The organism is Atribacter laminatus (genome assembly GCF_015775515.1).
In the GTDB taxonomy this organism is placed as follows: Bacteria; Atribacterota; Atribacteria; order Atribacterales; family Atribacteraceae; genus Atribacter; species Atribacter laminatus.
Genome location: NZ_CP065383.1, coordinates 1374932 through 1395688, shown reverse-complemented (window position 1 = coordinate 1395688; position 20757 = coordinate 1374932). Strand labels below are relative to the sequence as shown.

The window sequence follows — 20757 nt, the reverse complement described above, 5'->3', positions numbered from 1 at the left end:
ATTATTCTCCCATTGGTTAAAGGGGGAAGTATTGGGATTCGATTGGTTTACAAAAACTCAAATCCCCCTTACCCCCTTTGCTAAAGGGGGCAACGATTTCTGGGTAGGTATTTTCATCTTCATCTGGTGCTGCAAAGCAGCATGACGGTCTATCCTGGAAACCTATATGAGAGCATGATAAATCAAGCCCCTAAAAAAGAATTTTAATGTAGCGACATGCCATGGCATGTCGAATTTGGATTTTTATCCTCATCTGCTGCCACAACTTGGTATGAAGGTCTATACGCTTATCAAATAGTTTATTGCTATCAGAGCAATTCTTGTAATGGACTACGGCGAATTTCCATAAATATTTCTTATCATCGTATTGGTTGAATAAAATTTAATATTTAAAAAATTTATTCAAGGAATGAGGTCCCTCTTATTTCATCTCGTAGCTCTTTCATGATATCTTCTTTTACCTGCTTCTTCACTTCGTTAATAATTTCTTGAGCTAACTGAGTATAAAGCGGAGTCAAATAGGCAGACCTCCTATCAGGAGATTTCACTATTCCCTTGGTTCGTTCAATTTCTCCTAATATGCTCCCAATTTTTTCAGCTGGATCAACCATTTTATCCTCCTTTGTTTATTAAAAATTACTTCTTATTCCGGCCATTTTTTTGTAATGGAAAAAACAAAAAGAAATAAATATCCCACCTCTTTCAATTTTAACGTATTTTTAATTTTTTGATTGAGAAAAAAGACCATGTTTTAAGAGGCTTTTACTAATCAAATTTAAATTTTAAAGGAAAGATCTTTTGAAATGAACTCTTTCTGATGGTCACGATAAACAATATCAGGTATGATATGAATACATTTTAACTATTAGTATGATACCAATCAGCTGTCAAGGAGATGGAAATCGATGATTAGAAAAAAAATTTATTCGTTCAATTTAATAATTGTCTTTATGTTATTACTTTTTTCCTTACCAGTAATGGCGTCCGACATATCCGACACCATTGTAAAAGTATACGCTGTATCTGATCCTCCTGATTACTTAAATCCTTGGAACATGATGGGACCTTCTTCGGTCACTGGTTCAGGGGCTATTATCGAAGGGAATCGTATCCTTACTAATGCCCACGTTGTAAGTGATCTTACCTTTCTCCAGGTTCGCCGGTATGGCGACACGCAACGATATCCAGCTCGATTATTGGCAATATCCCATCAATGTGATCTTGCTTTGATTACCGTTGATGACCCTAGTTTTTTTCAAAATATCGATCCTTTGCCCATTGGGGACCTTCCGGCTACCAACCAAGAAGTATTGGTTTATGGTTTCCCCATGGGGGGCGATACGCTGAGCATCACTAAAGGAGTTGTATCGCGCATTGAACACCAACCTTATGTACATAGCTCTATTGCACTTTTAGCCGGCCAAATAGATGCAGCTATCAATCCAGGAAACAGCGGTGGTCCGGTAATTGTTGACGGTAAAATTGTCGGTGTAGTTATGCAAGGGATTCCCAGTTCCCAAAATATTGGATACATGGTTCCAGCACCGATCATAAAACATTTTTTTGAAGACCTTTCAGATGGAAAATTGGATGGTTTTCCCAACCTCGGAGTTTATATGCAATACATGGAAAACCCTGATATTCGAGAAAAATACACCATGCCAGCAAATATAACCGGGATTTTGGTAAATCAAGTTATCCCTGGTTCGTCCGCTGATGGTATCATCCAGCCCGAGGACGTTATCCTCTCGATAGACGATTCACTTATTGCTAACGATGGAACAGTGGAATTTCGTGCAAAAGAAAGAACCAATTTAGCCTATATTGTTCAAAAACATCAAATTGGCGATGATTTAAATCTTAAAATTTTACGCAACGGCGAAATTCAAAGCCTATCGGTAAATCTTAGCAGCTCTTATGAAAAAAATTGGTTGATCCCCTATGAGCAATATGAAACCCTACCGACCTATTACATTTATGGTGGCTTAGTTTTTTCTCCTTTAAGTGTTAACTTGTTTAATATATGGGGTTCTAACTGGTTTAATAATGCTCCTAAAGAATTGGTCGCATTGCTCGCCAATAACATCCCAACAGTCGAAGAAGAACAAGTCATTATTCTTTTACGGGTTTTACCAGCATCGGTTAATGACGGGTATCAAAACTATGCTCCATGGATTGTAAAAAAAGTAAATAGCAAAGAAATTCTTAATATGGAAGAACTGCAACAAGCTATTGAAAACGATGAAGGGAATTCATTTGTCATATTGGAAAATAATTCCAATCAACAGATTGTCTTAAATCGTGAAAAAGTTAAACAAGCCAATCCTCAAATCCTTGCCACCTACAAGATTCGAGAAGATCGTTCATTGGATTTACAGTAAAAAACCAACAATAGAAAAAAGCGCCTCCAAAAAAACCAAGGCGCTTTTTTCTATTTATTATTGAGTGAAATTCCCAAACCGGATTATTAGATCAAAATTAGGATAATATTACCTACTTTTACCGTTTTAGAATAAAGCTTCTCCAATTTTGCGAGCTGTTTGCGTCATTTCATAATATTGATTCATGATTTCTTTGGTTTTTTCTTTTAAGGCTTTTTGTGCAACATTAACATTATTACCACTTTCTTTCATAGCTTTCTCATAAGTTTGACGAATCTCGGTACCAACGTTAATCTTGGTTATTCCGTTTTGAATAGCTTGTAAAACATATTCTTTTTGGACTCCTGATCCACCATGAAGAACCAACGGGATTCCAGTTTTCTGAACCAGTTTCTTTAAATGTTCAATATTTAATCGGGCTTGAACCTTTTTTTGGTCTTTCGCCACACCGGTAATCGCTCCATGGATATTCCCAATAGCAACAGATAACCAATCAATACCAGTACTTTGAACCATATAGGCGGCATCTTCCGGTGAAGTAAATCCTTTTCCCGAAGCAAATATTTCATCATAGGGAGGCATCGGCCCACTTTCATGACCCATAACTGCTCCCAACTCAGCTTCGACTAGCACTCCTGAAGGATGAGCAATACCAACAACTTCTTTGGAAATTGATATATTTTCTTCCAAAGACAGTCGTGATCCATCAATCATCACCGAATCATAACCAAGGTCGACTGCTTCGGTTACCAAGAGCTTCCAATCGACTTCTTTTCCTTCTTCGTCAATAACTGGAACATGATCTTGATGAAGTCGAGCGACCGACGTATCTTTACACCGATCAAATTCCTTTTTTATTGCCGCAAAACTGCGTGCTTCAAAGCGAGTGATGTCAGGTCGGGCTACCTCAATGAGTGCAAAGCACTCAATTTCTTTTAAAGCTTCAATAACCGCTTCCATCATGGGAAGATAGGGAATATTAAAAGCCGGTATAACAAGATGCTGATTACTCGCTGCTTCCATTACTTTTTTAAGAGTAGCTTTTTCCATTACTTTTTTCCAATTTTCCATAATATTCATTTAGCTCCTTTCAATCTTGGACTTTCTTGTTCTTTTGTAAATCTATAAAAATGAGATATTAAACCAACTAATATTGTAACATTCTATCATGGAAACACTGAGAGGAGTATAAAAACTGTAAGTGGGAATGAGTAGGAAAGGATTCACAAAAAAACAGCACTTAATAAAACCGAAGAGTTTCACCCTTCTTTTTCATTCCAATTCCTGTACAATTCAACAAATTATAATTTTTCTGACAATGAATCAAAGGATAAATCGACCTGTCACCATGGTTGATATATAATGAAAGATGCTTTTGAAAATTTAAATCTATTTAAAAATGATGTATGGAGGATGAAACATGAAGGCTAAAAAAGTCCTGGTTATTGGTGGGACTGGACATATTGGAAGTTACTTGGTCCCGCTCCTGGTCAGTAGAAACTATGAGGTTACGGTATTTTCTCGAGGTTCAACTAGACCCTATCCGGGATCAATAATTTGGAGAAATATAGATCAGATAAAAATTGATCGAGAACGAGAAGAAAAAAATGGGAACTGGCAAGAACGAATCAAGGACCTTGAACCTGAAATAATTGTCGATCTCATTTGTTTTGATCCAAATAGTGCAGAAATAATGGCGGAAACCATTGACCAAGTAGACGTCCATCTTCTAACCTGTGGCACTACTTGGATATACGGAAAAACTTGTATAATACCAACCCCTGAAACAGCACCTCGTAATCCTCAAAATGACTATGCACAAAAAAAGGTGGATATCGAGAAAATTCTTCTTTCTTATACCCGCGATGGTAATATCCAGGCAACTCTTATTCATCCAACTCATATTACCGGACCAGGCAAGCCCTTCATTACTCCCTTTGGGGATAATAATCTTAAAACCTTACAAGATATGATGAATGGAAAGGAAGTTTATCTCCTTGATGGAGGCTTCAGCACTTTGCAGCATGTTCATCCTGCTGATATTGCTTTTCTCTTTTTAAGATGTATCGAAGAAAAGGATTATACCATTGGCGAATGTTTTAATTGTGGAGGAACCCACGCCATGACTTTTTATGGATTAGGCCATTATCTTGCCCAGCTCATGGATGTTGAATTCCATTACAGAAACATTTCCATAGAAGAATACGCTGAAAACTTTGGTTATCCAACCATGGCTGCCGATCACGTTCGTCAGGGATGTTGCGTCTCAATGAGTAAATCAATGGAAATGCTCAATTTTTCACCCCGCTATAGCCCTGAAGATGCAGTTCGAGAAGCCTTAAATGATTTAATTCTTCAAAAAAAATTATCCTGGGGTAAAACCAATGAGCATTTACAAAGATTGTGATATACGAGGCATTTATCCTGATGAAATAAACGAAGAAATTGCTTATTTAATTGGAAGAGCTGCGGGTTCAATGGTCCCCACCGGAAGTTGTTTTGCGGTTGGCGGAGATGTAAGAATCAGTACTCCCTCCTTAAAAAAAAGCTTAATACGCGGTTTAGTAGATAGTGGAATCCGGGTGACTGATATAGGAATCGTTCCCACCCCTCTCCTTTATTTTGCTATCGATTACCTCCACTTTCGAGGAGGTATTATGGTAACCGCTTCTCACAATCCAGCCGCCTATAATGGTTTTAAAATCCTTTTAGATGAAATGCCAATAACGCCACAAGATATAAAGGAGGTAAAAAAAAGGGTTGGGGGAAAAATCTTCCGATCTCAAAATGGACAAGTTGACCAAATCAAGAATTACCAAGATGAATACCTCTGGTTTTTAAAAAATTTTTTGAACCAGCCTAAAAGAAAATTAACTATCGCGGTTGATTGTGGAAATGGAAGCTATGCTGGTATTGCCCCTGGTTTTTTAACCTCGCTGGGATACCGTGTTATTCCTCTTTATTGCGAACCAGACGGCACTTTTCCCAACCGCTCACCAAATCCTTCGCAACCCGAAAATTTAAGTGATCTCTGCCAAATAATTCTTCAACATCAGGCTGATGTTGGGATTGCATTTGATGGAGATGGTGATCGAGTGATCTTTGCCGATGAAAGAGGTCAAGTCATTCTCCCTGAACATGGAATGATTTTTTTCATTCGCCATCTCTTTTCCCATAATTCTCCTGGTCAAAAATTTGTTTATGATATAAAGAGCTCTCGAATTGTTGCTGATGAGGTTCAGCGTTTAGGTGGCATTCCCTTGGTCGAAAGGTCCGGACATACCTACATAAAAACCCGTCTGATCCGAGAAGATGCAATTATGGCTGGCGAAATTAGTGGACATTACTTTTTTCGCGAAATTCACCGTGATGATGGGCTTTTTGCTGCTATGGTTTTTCTTGGTTATCTTTCATCACAAAATTTACCACTTTCTAAAATCATCGAAACCTATCCTTCTCCACACGTTACTCCTGATATTCGCATACAAACCCGTTCCCATCCCAATTTAATGAGTATACTCGAAAAATCTCATTCCAAGGAAAAAAATGTTACTACGATTGATGGTATTCGGATAGATTGGTTAGAAGGATGGGGATTGGTTAGAAAATCAGTAACCGAACCGATGTTTACTCTTCGTTTTGAAGCCAATCAAAAGGAAAATCTTTTCGAGATCGTTCACCGATTTCTTTATGCTCTCCCCGATGTTGAACAAGAAGTCTTATCTCGTTTAAAAAACAACAATGAAAAGAAATCCAATGGCAACGATGAATAATCAAGATTATTGATTGTACTAATTATCTAATCATCATCGTAATGCTTATCAATTTTCTTGTGGAATAATAGCTTGATAATATTTTACTACTGTCATATAATGACGCTATGGCATTCAAAGATTGGCTTCAAGAAAAAATGAAAGAAAAAAATTGGAATCAAGTCCAACTGGCTCACGCTTCCGGCGTTTCCCAAGCAGCCATTTGTCGATGGCTCAAAGGCGAAAGAGAACCAGATATCACTACTTTGCAAAAAATCGGGAAAACACTGAAAATTCCTGATTGGGAGTTACTCCTTATTACAGGCATTGTCAATCGTGACGTTTTTTCTTTAGATGATGATGATATTGCTATCCCTATCCTTTCCTCAAAAATTCCTTGTGGAATTGCCGAAAACGATTTTGATGCCTATACTGTTGGCTATGAGGTCTTTAAAAAATCACTTATCCAAATGAAAACCGGAAATTCATACCAGGATAAGATTCGTTTATTCATTGTCCGCGCCAAAGGAGATTCAATGACCGGCAAAGGAATTACCGAAAACGATTTGGTGATTTTCTCTCCCGACCTTCAAACTATTTCTGGAGATATTGCTATCATTGAGCTTGAAGACCTCGGTTTATGTATCAAAGAAGTTATTTTTCAAGATCAGGCAGTCATCCTGAAGTCCGCAAACCCCAAATATGACCCCATAATCCTGATTGATAAACCTGCACGCATCGTTGGAAAAGTTATTATGCATGTTGGTTATCATTGATACCATTGAGAAAATAAGGGATAATGATACCTAGAGAAATTGACATTTATTCCCTTTTTGTTCTTTCCTATAGGCCATTTTATCTGGAACATTTTATATGGTAACTTGATAAGGAGTGAATAGAATCCTTAAGGAAATAAGAGATTTGATTACTTCCACAAATGAAGAGGTGCAGAATGAAAAAAGAAAAATCTCCTTCAAAGGTTGATAATAACACTCATCCACCAAAAGAAACAAAAAAGAAAAGTCCCCTACGGGAAGCCATCGAAACCATTGTTTGGTCTTTGGTAATTGCTTTATTAATCATTCATTTCGTTGTTCAAAGTTTTTATATTCCTTCAAGCTCAATGGAGCCCACCTTAGTCCCAGGAGAACGGGTACTGGTAGCTAAGTTTTACTACCGAGTCACTGACCCACAGAGGGGAGACATTATTGTTTTTCGATATCCAATAGATGACCGAAAAAATTTAATAAAAAGAGTCATTGGACTTCCCGGTGAAAAGATCAAAATTTCGAATGGGATGATCTACGTAAATGGTGAACCTCTTCAGGGAGATAAGTATGGTCGTACTTATTATGACTATGGATTTTATGGAGAAGGAGAAAAAACCGTTCCAGAAGACTCTTACTTCGTTCTCGGTGATAACAGCATAAATAGCGATGATAGTCGTTTTTGGGGGTACGTCCCTCGAAAGAATGTCTTGGGGCGGGCATTTCTCATCTACTGGCCTCTGACTCATATTACTATATTGAAGTAAAGACTCACTTCGCTTTGGATTTACTCATAAGCCCAAAGCGAAGTTTTAAATTTCATTTTTTTAAACTTCGGTAACCGGTTCTATGTGAACTACAACATCCGTAACCCCGGGTATATTCTTTTTTAAAGCATCTTCGACTTGATTCGCAATTTCATGGGCATTTTGAACATCCATATGGTCAGCAACCAATAGATGAAGATCGATATGGATATCATCTTTTCGGCCTCGAGTTCTTATTTTATGGCAACCTTTGACCTCAGAAATAGAAAGAACAATATCGGTAATTACTGCAGGATCAACAATGACACGGTCGCATAAAACATCAGAGCTTCTTAAAAGAATCTCAATCCCAGACTTTAAAATTAAACCAGCAATAACCATAGCCGCGACCACATCTAACCAGGTTACTCCCAATCGAACTGCAATCAATGTGACAACAACCGAAATAGAAACAAAAATGTCGCTCAGAGTATGAAGGGCATCACTGGTAAGAATATCGCTATGAAGACGCCGACCTATTCGAGTTTCAAAACTCACCACGACTATATTAACAAATAAAACAATTGCCATAACAATAAAGCTTGTAGGAGCTACTTCTGGAATAACCGGTTTACTTAAACGGTCAATTGCTCCTCGTAAAATATCGATACTCACAATAAAAAGGAGCAGGGCAATGGCAATTGAAGCAAAGCTCTCAAACTTTTTATGCCCATAAGGATGGTTAACATCGGCAGGTCGAACTGAGATAGAAATCGCTATCAATCCAATAATATTCGAAGCTCCATCGGAAAGAGAATGAAATCCATCGGCAACCATACTCGCTGAACCAATAAACCTCCCGTATAATAACTTCGTCAAGGCTACTCCCCAATTCAGGAGTAAAATTCCCAGCAATACATTTCGAATTGTAAAATAACGGGTTCGTTCAGTCATCAACAACCCTCCAAAATTAAACAAAAAAACCTGTAAGACCAATAATGGTCCCACAGGTTTTTACCTGTTGCTTTTTGCCCAGCCCCATTAACCTGATCAATCCAGATCAATCGCCTGCTCCAAATTTATTTTATTATAAATAAAATAGTTTTCGTATTCAACTCATAGCTTAAAGAAAACGATCTATTTAACCTTTAACTGCACCAAAGGTCAAACCTCTAACAATATATTTCTGAACTGTCAAAGCAAGAACTGCTGGAGGAACAATTGCTAACAGCATTCGAGTAGCTACATACCAAAACTGAATCCCTTGAGTATCTTGAGTGCCAGCGATAATAACCGTCATCGGGGAAGCCTTTGCATAAGTCATTATGAAAGCGAATAAAAACTCGTTCCAAGCAAAAGAAAAACAAATTATACCAGCTGATACCAAAGCAGGTGCGGCCAATGGTAATGCCATTCGAAAAAAGGCTTGAAACCGAGAACAACCATCAACCAAAGCTGATTCTTCAATTTCTTCTGGGAGTTCTTTAAAAGCATCACGTAAGATAAGAACGGCAAAAGGAATAGTGAAGGTTGCATTTACAAGAATCAAAGCAACTACATTATCTATCAAACCTAAATTTTTAAAAATCAAGAAGAAGGGAATAACAGTTGCAGCTGGAGGAAGAAAACGCTGTGATAATATCCACATTGAAATGCTTTTATTCGACCAGCCACGATAACGGAAACGGGCTAATCCATATCCGGCTAAGGTACCAACCCCCAAAGCAATAAAAGCAGCACCAATGCCGATTGCCAGTGAATTCCCCATAGCACGAGTAATTTCTTTACCTCGCAATTGGAACTCCGACTTCCAGTTGTCTAAAGTGGGATCGAATTGAACACCCGGGATGAAAGATAACCGAAATACATCAGCGGGCTTTTTTATTGAAGTTATCACTGCCCAATAAAAAGGGAAAAGCATCCAAACAGCGACAATGGCCACAATAATCCAAAGAATTATGTTTACTATGATTTTGCCTCTACGTTTTCTCATTTTTAACACCTCATGGCCTTATTCATAGTTAGACCCATAGCGTTTAAAGAACAATACACTCACCAATAAAACAATTACCAAGAGTACGATAGCCGTAGCACTGGCAGTTCCCAAATTCTGGTCTCTCAACCCATTGGTATAAACGTTAAAAGTCAAGGTTCTGGTTGCCAAACCTGGACCTCCATTAGTCAGTGCGAAGGGAAGGTCAAATACTTTAAAGGCTTCGACAATGCGGAGAATTATAACGGTCCCTAAAACGGGGGAAATAAGAGGAAAGGTGATATGCTTAAAAATATCCCAGCTTGAAGCAGAATCAAGACTGGCTGCTTCATAAAGGTCTTTTGGAACTGCTTGAAGACTAGCTAATAAAACCAAAAAGGCAAAAGGTGTCCACTGCCAGGTATCGGCAATAAGTACCGAAAATACCGCCCAACTAGGATTGGATAACCACGGCACTTGTTTTGAAATAACCATAGTAAGAAAATTGTTAATTGGGCCTCCATTTTCATAAAATATGATCATAAAAATATAACCCAAAGCAACAGGTGCAGTGAACAAAGGCATTGTTGACAATGTTCTAAATACTTGAACCCCTCTTATTTGACGGTTAAACAATAATGCAAATAAAAGACCCAATCCCACGCTAAGCACCAAACCACCTAAAACAAAGATGATAGTGACCCGAAATGCCCCCCAAAACCGATAATCAGTAAGTACATTAATAAAATTCTTTAATCCAACAAAACGGGTAACCTGTAAAAAACGGGATCCGTGAAAACTTAAATAAACAGTATAGATGAGGGGAGCTAAAGTAAACAGCATGAGCCAGGTTATGGCGGGGGCAATAAACCATTTCTTTCCCTGCTCTTTAAGAGGTGTCTTCTTTTTTTTCACACCCAATGCAACCTCCTCCTTCAAAATAGAGGGGCTTGGTTCCCATGTCAACCAGCCCCTCCAGATCCATTAACTTCTGCTAATCAACACCGAAAAATTATTCTCCAGAATAACCTATTGCATCCCAATATAAGGCTTTCTGTTCTTCTCTGCCTAATTCTTCGGTAATATTTTCCCAATCTTGGGCGGTACGATCAAGAGCTCCTTGAGGTGTCGCCTGACCGGTTAAAGCTTCAGACATATGAATATCCAAACTTTCGATGTAATCGGCCGCTCCGGCAATTCTCAAATAAGGAATGCTATGTGGGTATCCAAACCACATGGTATTGTATGCATCCAGAAATTCTCGAACGTCATCTTCATTATAACCAGTAGTAGTGTAGTCTTCGATTTTGGCTTGACCAACAGGTTCTAAGAAGTCATAGACTGTTCCGGGATCGACTCCAGTCCAACCCCAAGCAACGTTCCAGTGGTTAATCTCTGGTGTTGCTTGCCAGGATAAGAAATGAGCGATCATATCCGGTTCTTCTGCATATTTAGTGATAACTCCATGCCAAGAAGCACCTGATTCATTCGCAACCAAATTCGGTTCATCCAGTTCCACCCATTCATTGGTCTCGAGATTATAAACTTCGCTGCTACCGGGAATAGGAACTACACCAAGTTTTCCCTTGATGACTGAAATCCTAGTATCCTGAGAGGATGTTCCAATATCACCAAAGGTAAAGACCATCGCGCAATCGCCTCTAAGGAATAAATCCCAGGCTTCTCCTAATCCCCAACCAACCATGGCAGCTGGACCATACTTGCAGAGTTCAACCAACATTTCCATAGCTCTTACATGTCCAGGGGTATTAATGAGAGGTTTCATAGTTTCAGGGTCAAACCAGAATTGATTGTAATAACGAGTTACCTTAGCTGAATCGTCACCTGGTGCCGGCATGACAACAAAACCACCTGCTAAGGCAATATAGTTAAAGAAACCCTGCTCGCCAACTTTGAGATGCATGCTGATTCCAAAGTCTTCCTTTCCATCCCCATTCCAATCTTTCCCGTTGAAGAACTTTGCCAAGTCAAGAATTTCCTGCCAACTATCCGGGCGGGTGGGTAAATCATAATTAAATTCATTTTTAAATTCTTCTTGCCACTTTGGATCATTGAAGAGATCTTTCCTGAAATAAATGACCATTCCATCGTGGTCGTTATTAAATCCATACCATTTTCCGCCCCATTGATGAAGTTTACGAATCGGTGCGGCAATTCCATCCCGATCCCACTTGGGCATTCTGGGGTCATCAAAATATTTATCTATGGGTATAATCCAATCATTGGCAATATAATCACCATAGAAAAAGCTCGGGCCAACTATAACATCATAATTCCCAGTTTCTGTTGCTAAATCAGTAAAGATTTTTGCTTGTAATTCACCAAAAGGAATTTCGGCGATATCATAGGTCGCACCGGTTAATTGTTCCCAGTAAGGACGCCAAAAGTAGAGAGGACCAGAAATAGCTCCGTGGGGGCCTGATGCTAAAACTGCAACTGTGAATTTCTTTCCTTGCCAGGAGGGATCAGGCTGTCCCTTATCAGATGCTTCAAACGCCGCATCGGCAGTATCTTTTTCCAATTGATCCATATCCTGAGCAAAAGCAAATGTTATTAAGGCTGAAACAACGAGTAAAACCAATACTCCTAATAAAATTTTTGTTCCTTTTTTCCTCACAATTCATTCCTCCTTTTTTAAATTTTTACCTTTCTTGGGTTAAAATGTGGCTTTTTTAAGAAAACTTTTCACCTCCTTCTGGTATGTTCTTCAATAAAAATTTAAAAAAGATATAAAACATTGGTTTTTGAATAATTGTGATTATCTAGGAGATTTAAAATAAGTTATTTTTCATTATTAACCAAAATTTTTATGAAGTTTTTTGACTCCCTTATCTGTCTTAATTATAACTTTAATCCCAACCTCATTTGAAATTTTAATCACATTTGACAATTGTTTGTTGTTTTGAAAATACACTCAAATACATCTTCAACTCAAATTATGAAAACTTTTAATTATCTTAATTTATTATCCTTATAATATATTTTTTAAGTATTTTTTCAGTGTTTGTTTTATTATTCCTAAATTTATCTCCCCATTTCTTTTTTATTACGAATTATTATAACATACAAATTTTTTTATCATATTATATTTTCTATTTTAGATATAATGTGTAATTAGTTTTAGATTGATACCATTTTATATCTCAATGATTTTATGCTCTCGGGTATTATTAAATTTAATTTTAAGAACTAAAAGATGCGGTGATTATACGGGGTGAGCAAAACCGCTCAAGTTTTTATTCTACAATAAATAGTTCTTTTTGAAAATAAGACTCAAAAAGAACTATTAGAAAAGTACGTTTTTCTCAATCCTTCCCTCCAACGAGAGAATAAATAGAATAATTCCCTCATTGGGAGAGTTAGCGCTTTACTTTGGGGAGTCTCTTTTTTATTTTTAATGAATATCCAAATGAAAGGATATAGAATAATGAAAAAATGAGAGCTTCTCCCGTCGTAAAATACACTCCTCAAAATGACGAAGTGGGTGGATGAGATGTCACGTTGTCCAACCAAAGCACGATTAGATTCCTCATAATTGTGATTTGAATAGGTATTTTATATTCATTAAAGGAGCCTATTCTGAAAATACCAGAACGTTTTTTTGATGGAATTTTTTTAGAGCAACTCACCAGGATCTCATCCTGGACTTTCACCCTCATCCTCGCCTTCTCCCATCAAGGGAGAAGGAACGTCTCGTCGTCATTGCGATACCTGGTTTTTTGAGGTCGTGGCAATCTCATGAGTCATCTTTTATTATTTGTTGAATTGTGGAATTGGAATGAATGAGATTCTTATAATGTCCGGTAAAAACGCCACCCTCCTCAGAATAAAAAAATGGCTCAATGAGATTGCCACGTCGCTGCGCTCCTCGCAATGACGGAGCAGAAAAAATCCAAATCTTCCTAACCTCTTTTGCTAAAGGGGGAAACGATTCCTGGATACCTATTTTCATCCTCATCTGGTGCTGCGAAAGCAGCATGAGGGTCTATCCTGAAAAGAAGCGTAAATTTCTACAAACTTTCAGCTTCTTCCTTAGCTATCCGGCACCATCGTTTCACATTTTCCGGGTTTTTTCCAATTGTGTGATTATCTTTCATGATGATTTCTACTCGACAGTTTTTTGTAATCTGAAAAGCATTACGAATTTTCATTCTTATATATTCTTCATCAATATGAGGAACAGCAATGTCTGCTGGGGTTGGTTTAAGCGAATATATATAATCTACTCCTAAATAATCGGCCATAATTTTCAAATCAGCCCATGGAGAAACCGATATTCTTCGGAGTCGAGGAAATTTTTTCACTACATCCCATCTCGTATTAATCGGTTCACAACATCCATAACAGTTCAATCCAAAACGCTCTAGAATTGGGTATTGATAAGGAAATATAAACTCGGCAAACATTTCTGGTGAAACATAGCACGTCTCTTGACTTTCAGCAAAACCCCATATGTCAATGGTTCGAACTCTTTTCCCATTAAAATCGGGTTGAGGAAGCTCATGAGTATAACCAAACCCACCAGAACCAACATAGGTTCCATCGTTATTGAGAGTCAATAACTGATTTTTTTCTAAAAAATCCAATTTTGCCAAATGACCGTCCCGTAAAAATGCCATTAACTGGTGAAGCTCATTGGGGTAGTCAAACATATCAATCATGATTTGTTCCAAACCTCGTAAATTGACTAAGGTCCAAGTCATCCCCAATGACCACCACCAGAGTCCTTGCTTCTTTATTTTTAAAAGATCACCAAAGGTTTCTTCGGCTAAAATAACCATTCTTTCCGTTTTCTCGTGATCGACGACAATCTCTGGGAAATGAAGCTTATCCAAATCTTTATAATTTTTCAGAGGTGCATCCCAGCGGTAAGAGCCACCATCTGTACCACCAATTTTCACTTCGTGCATTCCCCAATCACTTTCCAAGTAAACATAAGGAATGGAGAAAATTGCTTCCACGACTCGATCGTCACCCATTTCCTCTCCCCAAAATATTTCCTTCCGGAGTATCATCTCCCAACAACGACCAAGTTCCGACTCGCTTTGCAATCTCTCTTCAAGCACAATCTCATTCCACCCGTTCTCAGGATCGCAAAATACGACTGGTCGAGTTGGTTGTAAAGAATTTATCCGGTACCATAGATCCCTTTTCTGGTCTTCAATAGGCCTATTTGCTAATTCAAATACCTTTTTTGCCAGTTTTCTTAAAATTTGTCGATCATTCTTTGGCAATTCAATATTTACGATTGAACCAGCCAGCGTGGTTAATCCAAAGGCAGTTTGATCAGACACTGGTTTTCCTCCTTTTCGGATTTTTTACATTACTTTTAATAGGGTTCATTGTAATTTACAATAATTGCCAATTATCTTAAAAATTCTCTATATTATTATCATAACAAATTCTATCAATTTATGAGGTCCTTCGTTCTTTTTTTCAGAATATTTACAGAATAGTCCTTCATACCAGGTTGGAACACCAAATGAAGTTTAAACACTAACTCAAAAAAAATCTCTACATTTAGATTGGGGAATTTAAAAAAAGGAATAAATTGAATCCCCACATTTTTCATTTATCAAAAATAAGAAACTGATATAAAAGCAATTTGTTTGAAATAATATTATTTAGAAAGATTTTCTTGTCACCTTTGTAGGGGCTTGATTTATCAAGATCGTGCACGGATTCTCAGTATAGACTTTTTGTAATAGCTTTGCTATTGTAAAACTCCCGGTTAAATAAAATTAAAAGTCGGTTAGTATGGAGGCAGTTATGATTTATTTGAGCAAAGCCTGGAAAACTGTCTGGGCTGGCTTTGGAGTTAATTTGTCCTTAGGTGTTCTTTATTCTTGGGGAGTTATTTCAGCCGCTTTAATCGACGACTATCAGTGGACAGCAACTCAAACTCAAATCCCTTATATGGTAGCCTCGGTTGTTTTTGCACTTTCGATGATTCCAGGGGGAAGATTACAAGATTCAGTCGGTCCTCGGATAGCATTGCTCATTGCATCTATTCTTGCTGGACTCGGTTTTATCCTATCATCAACAACTGTTACTGTTATTGGTTTAACAATCTTTTTTGGAATAATCTTTGGACTTGCTATGGGATTTGGATATTCAGCACCGACTCCCGCAGCAGTAAAGTGGTTTCACGTTATTAATCGTGGTTTTATTTCTGGAATCGTAGTCAGTGGATTTGGTTTAGCCCCTTTCTATATTGCTCCACTTACTCGATTTCTAATTCATCAAACTGGTTTACCTACAACCTTTTTAACCCTAGGTATCCTCTTTTTCCTTACAATATTTTTCTTGTCTTTTATTATTCAAAATCCACCTTCAGGATATCTTCCGATACAGCTTAAATCAAAAAAGCCTCAGAAAAACTATCCCAGGGAAATTGATTTTACTTTCCCAACAATGCTAAAAACATCACAGTTCTATCTTCTATGGGTTTTATTTTTCTTTGGAACCTTTTCTGGATTGCTCATAATCGGACAAATGGCAAAAATTGGTCAAGAACAAGCAGGAATCGAAAATGGAGCTATTTTAGTTATGGTTTATGCGGTATTTAATTTTCTTGGACGCATATCTTGGGGATCAATCTCTGACGTTATAGGAGAAAAAAAAGCTTTGTTACTCATTTTTTTAATTCAAGTTATAATTTATTTAATATTTCATACCATGACTGCACCGCATACTCTCCTCATCGGGAAAGGCCTGGTTGGATTTACCTTTGGCGGAATGCTCACCATATTTCCAGTAATTACTTCCCAGCTTTTTGGCTTAAAAAATTTAGGGGTAAATTATGGATTTATCATGACTGCCTGGGGAGTAGGAGGATTTCTTGGACCTTTATTGGGTGGAGCGGTTCGAGATATAACTGGAACTTATCAAACCAGTTATACAGTTTCTGCTTTATTTTGCTTAGCTGGTTCAATATTAACTTTTTTTATCAACAAACCAGAAGCGAGACGATCCAATTAAAATAAGATTTCATTGGAAATCACCTCACTTAATAAGCATAAAATTTTATTCAAATTTAACTATCCTGAATGAACTAATTTTTCTGTTTCCAGTTACTTCCGGATGATTTCAATATCTTGTCGGGCGCTATTTTCTTCTGGATCATAAGCTTCGATTGATATGGTGTTTTTCCCTTTATTTAATCTTAATTCCACACGGAGTTGATAAATCCCATCGGCAAGCCATCTTATGTCTTGCTTTAAAACTCTCTTCCCATTTAAATAAACTCTTTCAAGATTCCCTTTTAGATCAGCAACCAAAATTATTTCAGATGAAGAAACGACTGTACCAGAAAGGGGTGCAACAATTTCTATTGAGATTGGCGAAAAATCATCTATTTCAGAAGATATTATTTCTTCAACCAATAACTTTTCATAAGTTTTAACAAATGCCGATCTCTGACCAAAATCCTTTCCACCTCCAAAAACAAAAATTGTACCACCAACCGTAGCCGCTCCAAAACCCCAGCGAGGAGTATTCATTGGAGGAAGTGAATCCCAAGTCTCACTCACAATATCATAAACGTCAACCGAAGCTAAATGACCTACACCATCATTATATCCGCCAATTAAATAAATCTTTTCTCCAACAAGAAGAGCTTGGCAATTTTCTCTTGGTGTGGGCAAATGAGTCCCTTTACTCCAAGAATTAATTCTGGTGTTCAATATGTAAAGGGTATCAAGAATTTTTCCACTCTCGTCAACTCCACCGAATACATAAATTTTATCTTCAAATGAGGCAATTCCAAAATTGTATAAACTCTCCTTCATGGTTGGGCCCAATGACCATTCATCCTGTATTGGATCATAAATTTCAACAGCATTGGTATTGTGAAAATTAACCGTCCGGCCACCAATCACATAAATTTTATCGTTGGATACGGCACTCTCCATCCAGCCTCTTCGGGAAGGGAGCGGTTTCCCTTTGCTCCAGGTATTATTTTTAGGATCATAAATTTCAACAGTGTTCATAAAAAACCGACCATCTTCTCGGTATCCTCCGATGACATATATTTTCCCCTGATAGACTGAAGCAGCAAAATTGGTTTTCTTTTCCTTCATAGGATTCACGAGCATCCAAGAATTGCTTTTGGGATCATATACATCAACTAAATTAGTAATGCCCTTCTCAAAAGATGCACCACCAAGAAGATAAACTTTTTCATTTAACTCAACAGCCTTGAAATTTACTCTCCCGTTAAGGGGGATAGTTCCTATTTGAACCCATTTTTCCGAAGCGTGCGCATAAAAAGAAAAAATTGTAAAGGAAAAAACCAATAACAGTAATAACCACAATTTCATTTTCATCTAAATCGACCCTCCCGAAACCTGTGGTCTTGTAATAAGCTTTTTTATCTAATCCTTTACATTTTTTTAAAATTCGTTAATGGCGGCTCTTTTAATCAAATTGTGGTAAGGCATCTTGAGTTGGCGGTGTTTGTTGAATGCTTGGTTGGTCAAACTGGGGGAGGTTGGTTTGTGGTGTTTGTTCAGGAATAAATGGAAGTTGCTGTTCTGGTACTAATGGCTGTTGCTGTTGAAAGGGCTGTTGTTGCTGTTGAAAAGGTTGTTGCTGTTGAAGGGGTTCCTGTTGTGGGAAGGGCTGTTGTTGTTGAAAGGGTTGTTGCTGTTGAAAGGGTGTTGGTTGAACTGCCATGAAACTAAATGAACCTAACACTTGACTAAATACAGCTTGATACTGCTGATATTTATTAGCATCGGAAGTGCATTGAAGTATATAAGCTTGATTTTGATTGATAATATAGACAACTAAAAACGCCATGTTCATTTGTTGCATTGAACCGGTATAAAGGGCATACTTCGCTGGAACATTTCCTATGGTAATGTTTTGTGACTGAACAGCTTGAAGATTTGGAATCTGGTATTGGGATTGTTGAGTATACATATTGGCAAGAGTTTCAAGATCCATCTGGCTTTGCAGGGGAAAAATCATTATTGATATATTCTCTTGAAAGTAATCTTGTTGTGACTCCATTGGTGAAATAAAATATATCACTTCTTGGCCATAAAAATTTTGTGCACTCTGTTGCCAACCAGCCGGAACTTGAATAGAAAAACCCTTCTGTGGATTTTGATAAGGAACAAAATTTTGTCCATAAACATTATACGAGAAACTAAAAATAAATATCACCATTAAAATAAAAACAACTTTTTTAAACATAATAAACCCTCCTTTTTGCCAAATCCAATTTTTCTTCCCTTTAAAAATTATTACTTTATATAATTATAATTTCCGAAATTCTATAAAACAATATTAGGTTTTAGTTTGTCCCTTATTTTTTTATTCCAGTTAAGAAATATTTCCACAGAAGAGTGGTTTACTTGTATTATGCTAATTCAATTCCATAGGAGGTTTTACAAATGTTAAAATTTTCGACCAAAAAAAGTATGATTATCAATGTCATAATTGGTTTTATTCTTTTTAGTGGGGTTGCTTTTGCCCATCCACCTTCAACAATTAATGCAACTTTTGACCAAGATACTAAGATCTTAACCATTCAAGCTCTCCATAATGTTCCCAATCCAACTGGTGATCACTATATTGAAGAAATTAAAGTAAAACTCAACGGAAAAGACATGGTCCTTCAATATTTCCTTACTCAAACATCCTCAGGTATTCAGGATGCTCAATATCTTCTTATAGACGCTAAGTCAGGAGACACAATTGAAGTTTACGCTCTTTGCAATAAGTTCGGCGACAAAACTATCACCATTAAAATCGATTAATTGAACTAAATGAGAAATAAATTTAGTTCAATTGACTTTTAAATGAATTCAATTTAAAATTGAATTGTGGGCTCTGAGGAACTGGTATGCGAATAAGCCTTTAAACGAGAGTGTGTCTCTCTAAAAAAGCTCCGTAGTTGGTGAGCAATTATTATGGCTAAATGTCTGGCTATTTGAACAGACAAGGAATGCGTACGGTTTGTTAGGGCCCATTTTTTTATTTTATTTCCGCTAGAAATATGCAATCACCTCATTCATAAAAACTCTATCATCTATATATAAAAACCTTCAAAGTGCTTTTTGCATATACTCTTTTATTATCATGATTACCCAATCAATTTTCCTTTTATCGATCCAATAATGAGTAACCAAGCGAAACTCTTCTGCCATGGGAAGATTGATTTTAATATTTTTTTTACTCAAATAATGAACGAGGGCATCTGAATCAAAATTTTTCTTTTTAATTCGGAAAAAAACCATGTTTATGTCAAGCCGGTCGTCAAAAATTTCCAACTCAGGGATTTCCCTGAGTCGTTTCGCTAAATACTGAGCGTTTTCATGATCAAGAGGAAGCCTTTGAACCATTTTTTTTAATGATATTAATCCTGCAGCGGCTAAATACCCACTTTGACGAAGTCCCCCGCCCATCAACTTACGGTTTTTCCGAGCCCGATCAATATAGGATTTGCTTCCCGCTAAAATTGATCCAATTGGTGCACACAAACCCTTGGAAAGGCAAAACATTACCGAATCACAGTATTGGCTTATATCAGTCGCGTCAACCTTTAGGGCAAATGCTGCGTTAAATATACGAGCTCCATCGAGATGAATTGGTATACCTAATGATCTACTATAATTAAAAATTTCTTGCATATCGGCAAGAGGTATCACCTTCCCTGAAGAATGGGCATTTTCAAGGCATATTAAACCAGTTCGTGGATTATGGATATCCCCATCACGAAAACGGTACTGCAGATCTTTAATGGTGATACAGCCATTTACATCAGGGATACACCGTAATTGAACTCCAGCGATTACCGCTGATGCTCCAACCTCGTGCATGACTATATGATTACTTTCGGGTATAAGTACTTCATCTCCTCTTTCGGTGTGGGAAATCAGAGCCAATTGATTTCCAAAAGTCCCTGAAGGAACAAATAATGCAGCTTCTTTCTCAACCATTTTTGCGGCTAATTCTTCTAACTGCAAAGTAGTAGGGTCATCTTGATAAACATCGTCACCAACGTCGGCTTTAACCATGGCATCTAGCATTTCTTCAGTTGGATGAGTTACAGTATCGCTTCTTAAATCTATCCATTGATTATGGTAATGGTTTAAAGTTAACAACTTT

General features: G+C 37.4%; 17 protein-coding genes and 1 riboswitch. Of the genes, 7 read left to right on the top strand and 10 right to left on the bottom strand.

Annotation, left to right across the window (positions count from 1 at the left end; genetic code table 11):
- Window positions 1–398 precede the first annotated feature (398 nt).
- Complete coding sequence (locus RT761_RS06395; protein ID WP_218113241.1) at window positions 399–611, bottom strand: hypothetical protein; 213 nt, start codon at window positions 609–611, stop codon at window positions 399–401.
- Window positions 612–905: 294 nt separating this feature from the next.
- On the opposite strand from RT761_RS06395, the gene RT761_RS06390 reads away from it, so the two are divergent.
- Complete coding sequence (locus RT761_RS06390; RefSeq protein WP_218113240.1) at window positions 906–2381, top strand: S1C family serine protease; 1476 nt, start codon at window positions 906–908, stop codon at window positions 2379–2381.
- A gap of 126 nt (window positions 2382–2507) precedes the next feature.
- On the opposite strand, the gene RT761_RS06385 is transcribed toward RT761_RS06390, so the two are convergent.
- Window positions 2508–3452 (bottom strand): class II fructose-bisphosphate aldolase, encoded by a 945-nt coding sequence (locus RT761_RS06385; RefSeq protein WP_218113239.1) that lies wholly within the window; start codon window positions 3450–3452, stop codon window positions 2508–2510.
- A 349-nt stretch (window positions 3453–3801) separates the two neighbouring features.
- Between RT761_RS06385 and RT761_RS06380 the strand changes: the two genes are divergently transcribed.
- The 4 genes from RT761_RS06380 to lepB all read left to right on the top strand — a co-directional run bounded on the left by RT761_RS06380 (window position 3802) and on the right by lepB (window position 7667).
- Window positions 3802–4788 carry an NAD-dependent epimerase/dehydratase family protein gene (locus RT761_RS06380; protein ID WP_218113238.1) on the top strand — a complete coding sequence of 329 codons (987 nt, stop codon included), beginning with the start codon at window positions 3802–3804 and terminating at the stop codon, window positions 4786–4788.
- The gene (locus RT761_RS06375) at window positions 4766–6154 is read left to right on the top strand and encodes a phosphomannomutase/phosphoglucomutase (protein ID WP_218113237.1); all 1389 of its coding nucleotides are present in this window, start codon (window positions 4766–4768) and stop codon (window positions 6152–6154) included. The genes RT761_RS06380 and RT761_RS06375 overlap by 23 nt, the downstream gene beginning before the upstream one ends.
- A gap of 107 nt (window positions 6155–6261) precedes the next feature.
- Window positions 6262–6909, top strand: a complete 648-nt coding sequence (locus RT761_RS06370; protein WP_218113236.1) for a LexA family protein — start codon at window positions 6262–6264, stop codon at window positions 6907–6909.
- Between the two features lie 176 nt (window positions 6910–7085).
- Window positions 7086–7667, top strand: coding sequence for a signal peptidase I (gene lepB / locus RT761_RS06365; RefSeq protein WP_218113235.1), 582 nt, complete (start codon window positions 7086–7088; stop codon window positions 7665–7667).
- 60 nt (window positions 7668–7727) lie between these two features.
- Here the strand turns inward: lepB and RT761_RS06360 are convergent, their stop codons facing one another.
- The 5 genes from RT761_RS06360 to RT761_RS06340 all read right to left on the bottom strand — a co-directional run bounded on the left by RT761_RS06360 (window position 7728) and on the right by RT761_RS06340 (window position 14933).
- Window positions 7728–8600 carry a cation diffusion facilitator family transporter gene (locus RT761_RS06360; RefSeq protein ID WP_218113234.1) on the bottom strand — a complete coding sequence of 291 codons (873 nt, stop codon included), beginning with the start codon at window positions 8598–8600 and terminating at the stop codon, window positions 7728–7730.
- Between the two features lie 43 nt (window positions 8601–8643).
- A riboswitch (NiCo riboswitch) is annotated at window positions 8644–8732 on the bottom strand.
- Window positions 8733–8787: 55 nt separating this feature from the next.
- Window positions 8788–9639, bottom strand: coding sequence for a carbohydrate ABC transporter permease (locus RT761_RS06355; protein WP_218113233.1), 852 nt, complete (start codon window positions 9637–9639; stop codon window positions 8788–8790).
- A gap of 18 nt (window positions 9640–9657) precedes the next feature.
- Window positions 9658–10533 carry a carbohydrate ABC transporter permease gene (locus RT761_RS06350; RefSeq protein ID WP_218113232.1) on the bottom strand — a complete coding sequence of 292 codons (876 nt, stop codon included), beginning with the start codon at window positions 10531–10533 and terminating at the stop codon, window positions 9658–9660.
- Between the two features lie 97 nt (window positions 10534–10630).
- On the bottom strand, window positions 10631–12256 hold the full coding sequence (locus RT761_RS06345; RefSeq protein ID WP_218113231.1) for an ABC transporter substrate-binding protein: 1626 nt from the start codon (window positions 12254–12256) through the stop codon (window positions 10631–10633).
- 1393 nt (window positions 12257–13649) lie between these two features.
- Window positions 13650–14933, bottom strand: a complete 1284-nt coding sequence (locus RT761_RS06340) for a hypothetical protein (RefSeq protein WP_218113230.1) — start codon at window positions 14931–14933, stop codon at window positions 13650–13652.
- 475 nt (window positions 14934–15408) lie between these two features.
- On the opposite strand from RT761_RS06340, the gene RT761_RS06335 reads away from it, so the two are divergent.
- Entirely contained in the window at window positions 15409–16620 is a 1212-nt protein-coding gene (locus RT761_RS06335; RefSeq protein ID WP_218113229.1) for an L-lactate MFS transporter, read from the top strand.
- Between the two features lie 92 nt (window positions 16621–16712).
- On the opposite strand, the gene RT761_RS06330 is transcribed toward RT761_RS06335, so the two are convergent.
- Complete coding sequence (locus RT761_RS06330) at window positions 16713–17966, bottom strand: Kelch repeat-containing protein (protein ID WP_218113228.1); 1254 nt, start codon at window positions 17964–17966, stop codon at window positions 16713–16715.
- A gap of 91 nt (window positions 17967–18057) precedes the next feature.
- The gene (locus RT761_RS06325) at window positions 18058–18840 is read right to left on the bottom strand and encodes a PsbP-related protein (protein WP_218113227.1); all 783 of its coding nucleotides are present in this window, start codon (window positions 18838–18840) and stop codon (window positions 18058–18060) included.
- A 200-nt stretch (window positions 18841–19040) separates the two neighbouring features.
- Between RT761_RS06325 and RT761_RS06320 the strand changes: the two genes are divergently transcribed.
- Window positions 19041–19406 carry a hypothetical protein gene (locus RT761_RS06320; protein WP_218113226.1) on the top strand — a complete coding sequence of 122 codons (366 nt, stop codon included), beginning with the start codon at window positions 19041–19043 and terminating at the stop codon, window positions 19404–19406.
- Window positions 19407–19694: 288 nt separating this feature from the next.
- On the opposite strand, the gene ltaE is transcribed toward RT761_RS06320, so the two are convergent.
- Window positions 19695–20753: a low-specificity L-threonine aldolase gene (ltaE, locus tag RT761_RS06315; protein WP_218113225.1), complete on the bottom strand. Its 1059-nt coding sequence runs from the start codon at window positions 20751–20753 to the stop codon at window positions 19695–19697.
- Window positions 20754–20757: the final 4 nt, after the last annotated feature.

What these genes read in the sequence shown, in the direction of transcription:
- RT761_RS06395 (WP_218113241.1), bottom strand. Translation starts at nt 611, where the DNA reads ATGGTTGATCCAGCTGAAAAAATTGGGAGCATATTAGGAGAAATTGAA.
- RT761_RS06390 (WP_218113240.1), top strand. Translation starts at nt 906, where the DNA reads ATGATTAGAAAAAAAATTTATTCGTTCAATTTAATAATTGTCTTTATG.
- RT761_RS06385 (WP_218113239.1), bottom strand. Translation starts at nt 3,452, where the DNA reads ATGGAAAATTGGAAAAAAGTAATGGAAAAAGCTACTCTTAAAAAAGTA.
- RT761_RS06380 (WP_218113238.1), top strand. Translation starts at nt 3,802, where the DNA reads ATGAAGGCTAAAAAAGTCCTGGTTATTGGTGGGACTGGACATATTGGA.
- RT761_RS06375 (WP_218113237.1), top strand. Translation starts at nt 4,766, where the DNA reads ATGAGCATTTACAAAGATTGTGATATACGAGGCATTTATCCTGATGAA.
- RT761_RS06370 (WP_218113236.1), top strand. Translation starts at nt 6,262, where the DNA reads ATGGCATTCAAAGATTGGCTTCAAGAAAAAATGAAAGAAAAAAATTGG.
- lepB (WP_218113235.1), top strand. Translation starts at nt 7,086, where the DNA reads ATGAAAAAAGAAAAATCTCCTTCAAAGGTTGATAATAACACTCATCCA.
- RT761_RS06360 (WP_218113234.1), bottom strand. Translation starts at nt 8,600, where the DNA reads ATGACTGAACGAACCCGTTATTTTACAATTCGAAATGTATTGCTGGGA.
- RT761_RS06355 (WP_218113233.1), bottom strand. Translation starts at nt 9,639, where the DNA reads ATGAGAAAACGTAGAGGCAAAATCATAGTAAACATAATTCTTTGGATT.
- RT761_RS06335 (WP_218113229.1), top strand. Translation starts at nt 15,409, where the DNA reads ATGATTTATTTGAGCAAAGCCTGGAAAACTGTCTGGGCTGGCTTTGGA.
- RT761_RS06330 (WP_218113228.1), bottom strand. Translation starts at nt 17,966, where the DNA reads ATGAAAATGAAATTGTGGTTATTACTGTTATTGGTTTTTTCCTTTACA.
- RT761_RS06325 (WP_218113227.1), bottom strand. Translation starts at nt 18,840, where the DNA reads ATGTTTAAAAAAGTTGTTTTTATTTTAATGGTGATATTTATTTTTAGT.
- RT761_RS06320 (WP_218113226.1), top strand. Translation starts at nt 19,041, where the DNA reads ATGTTAAAATTTTCGACCAAAAAAAGTATGATTATCAATGTCATAATT.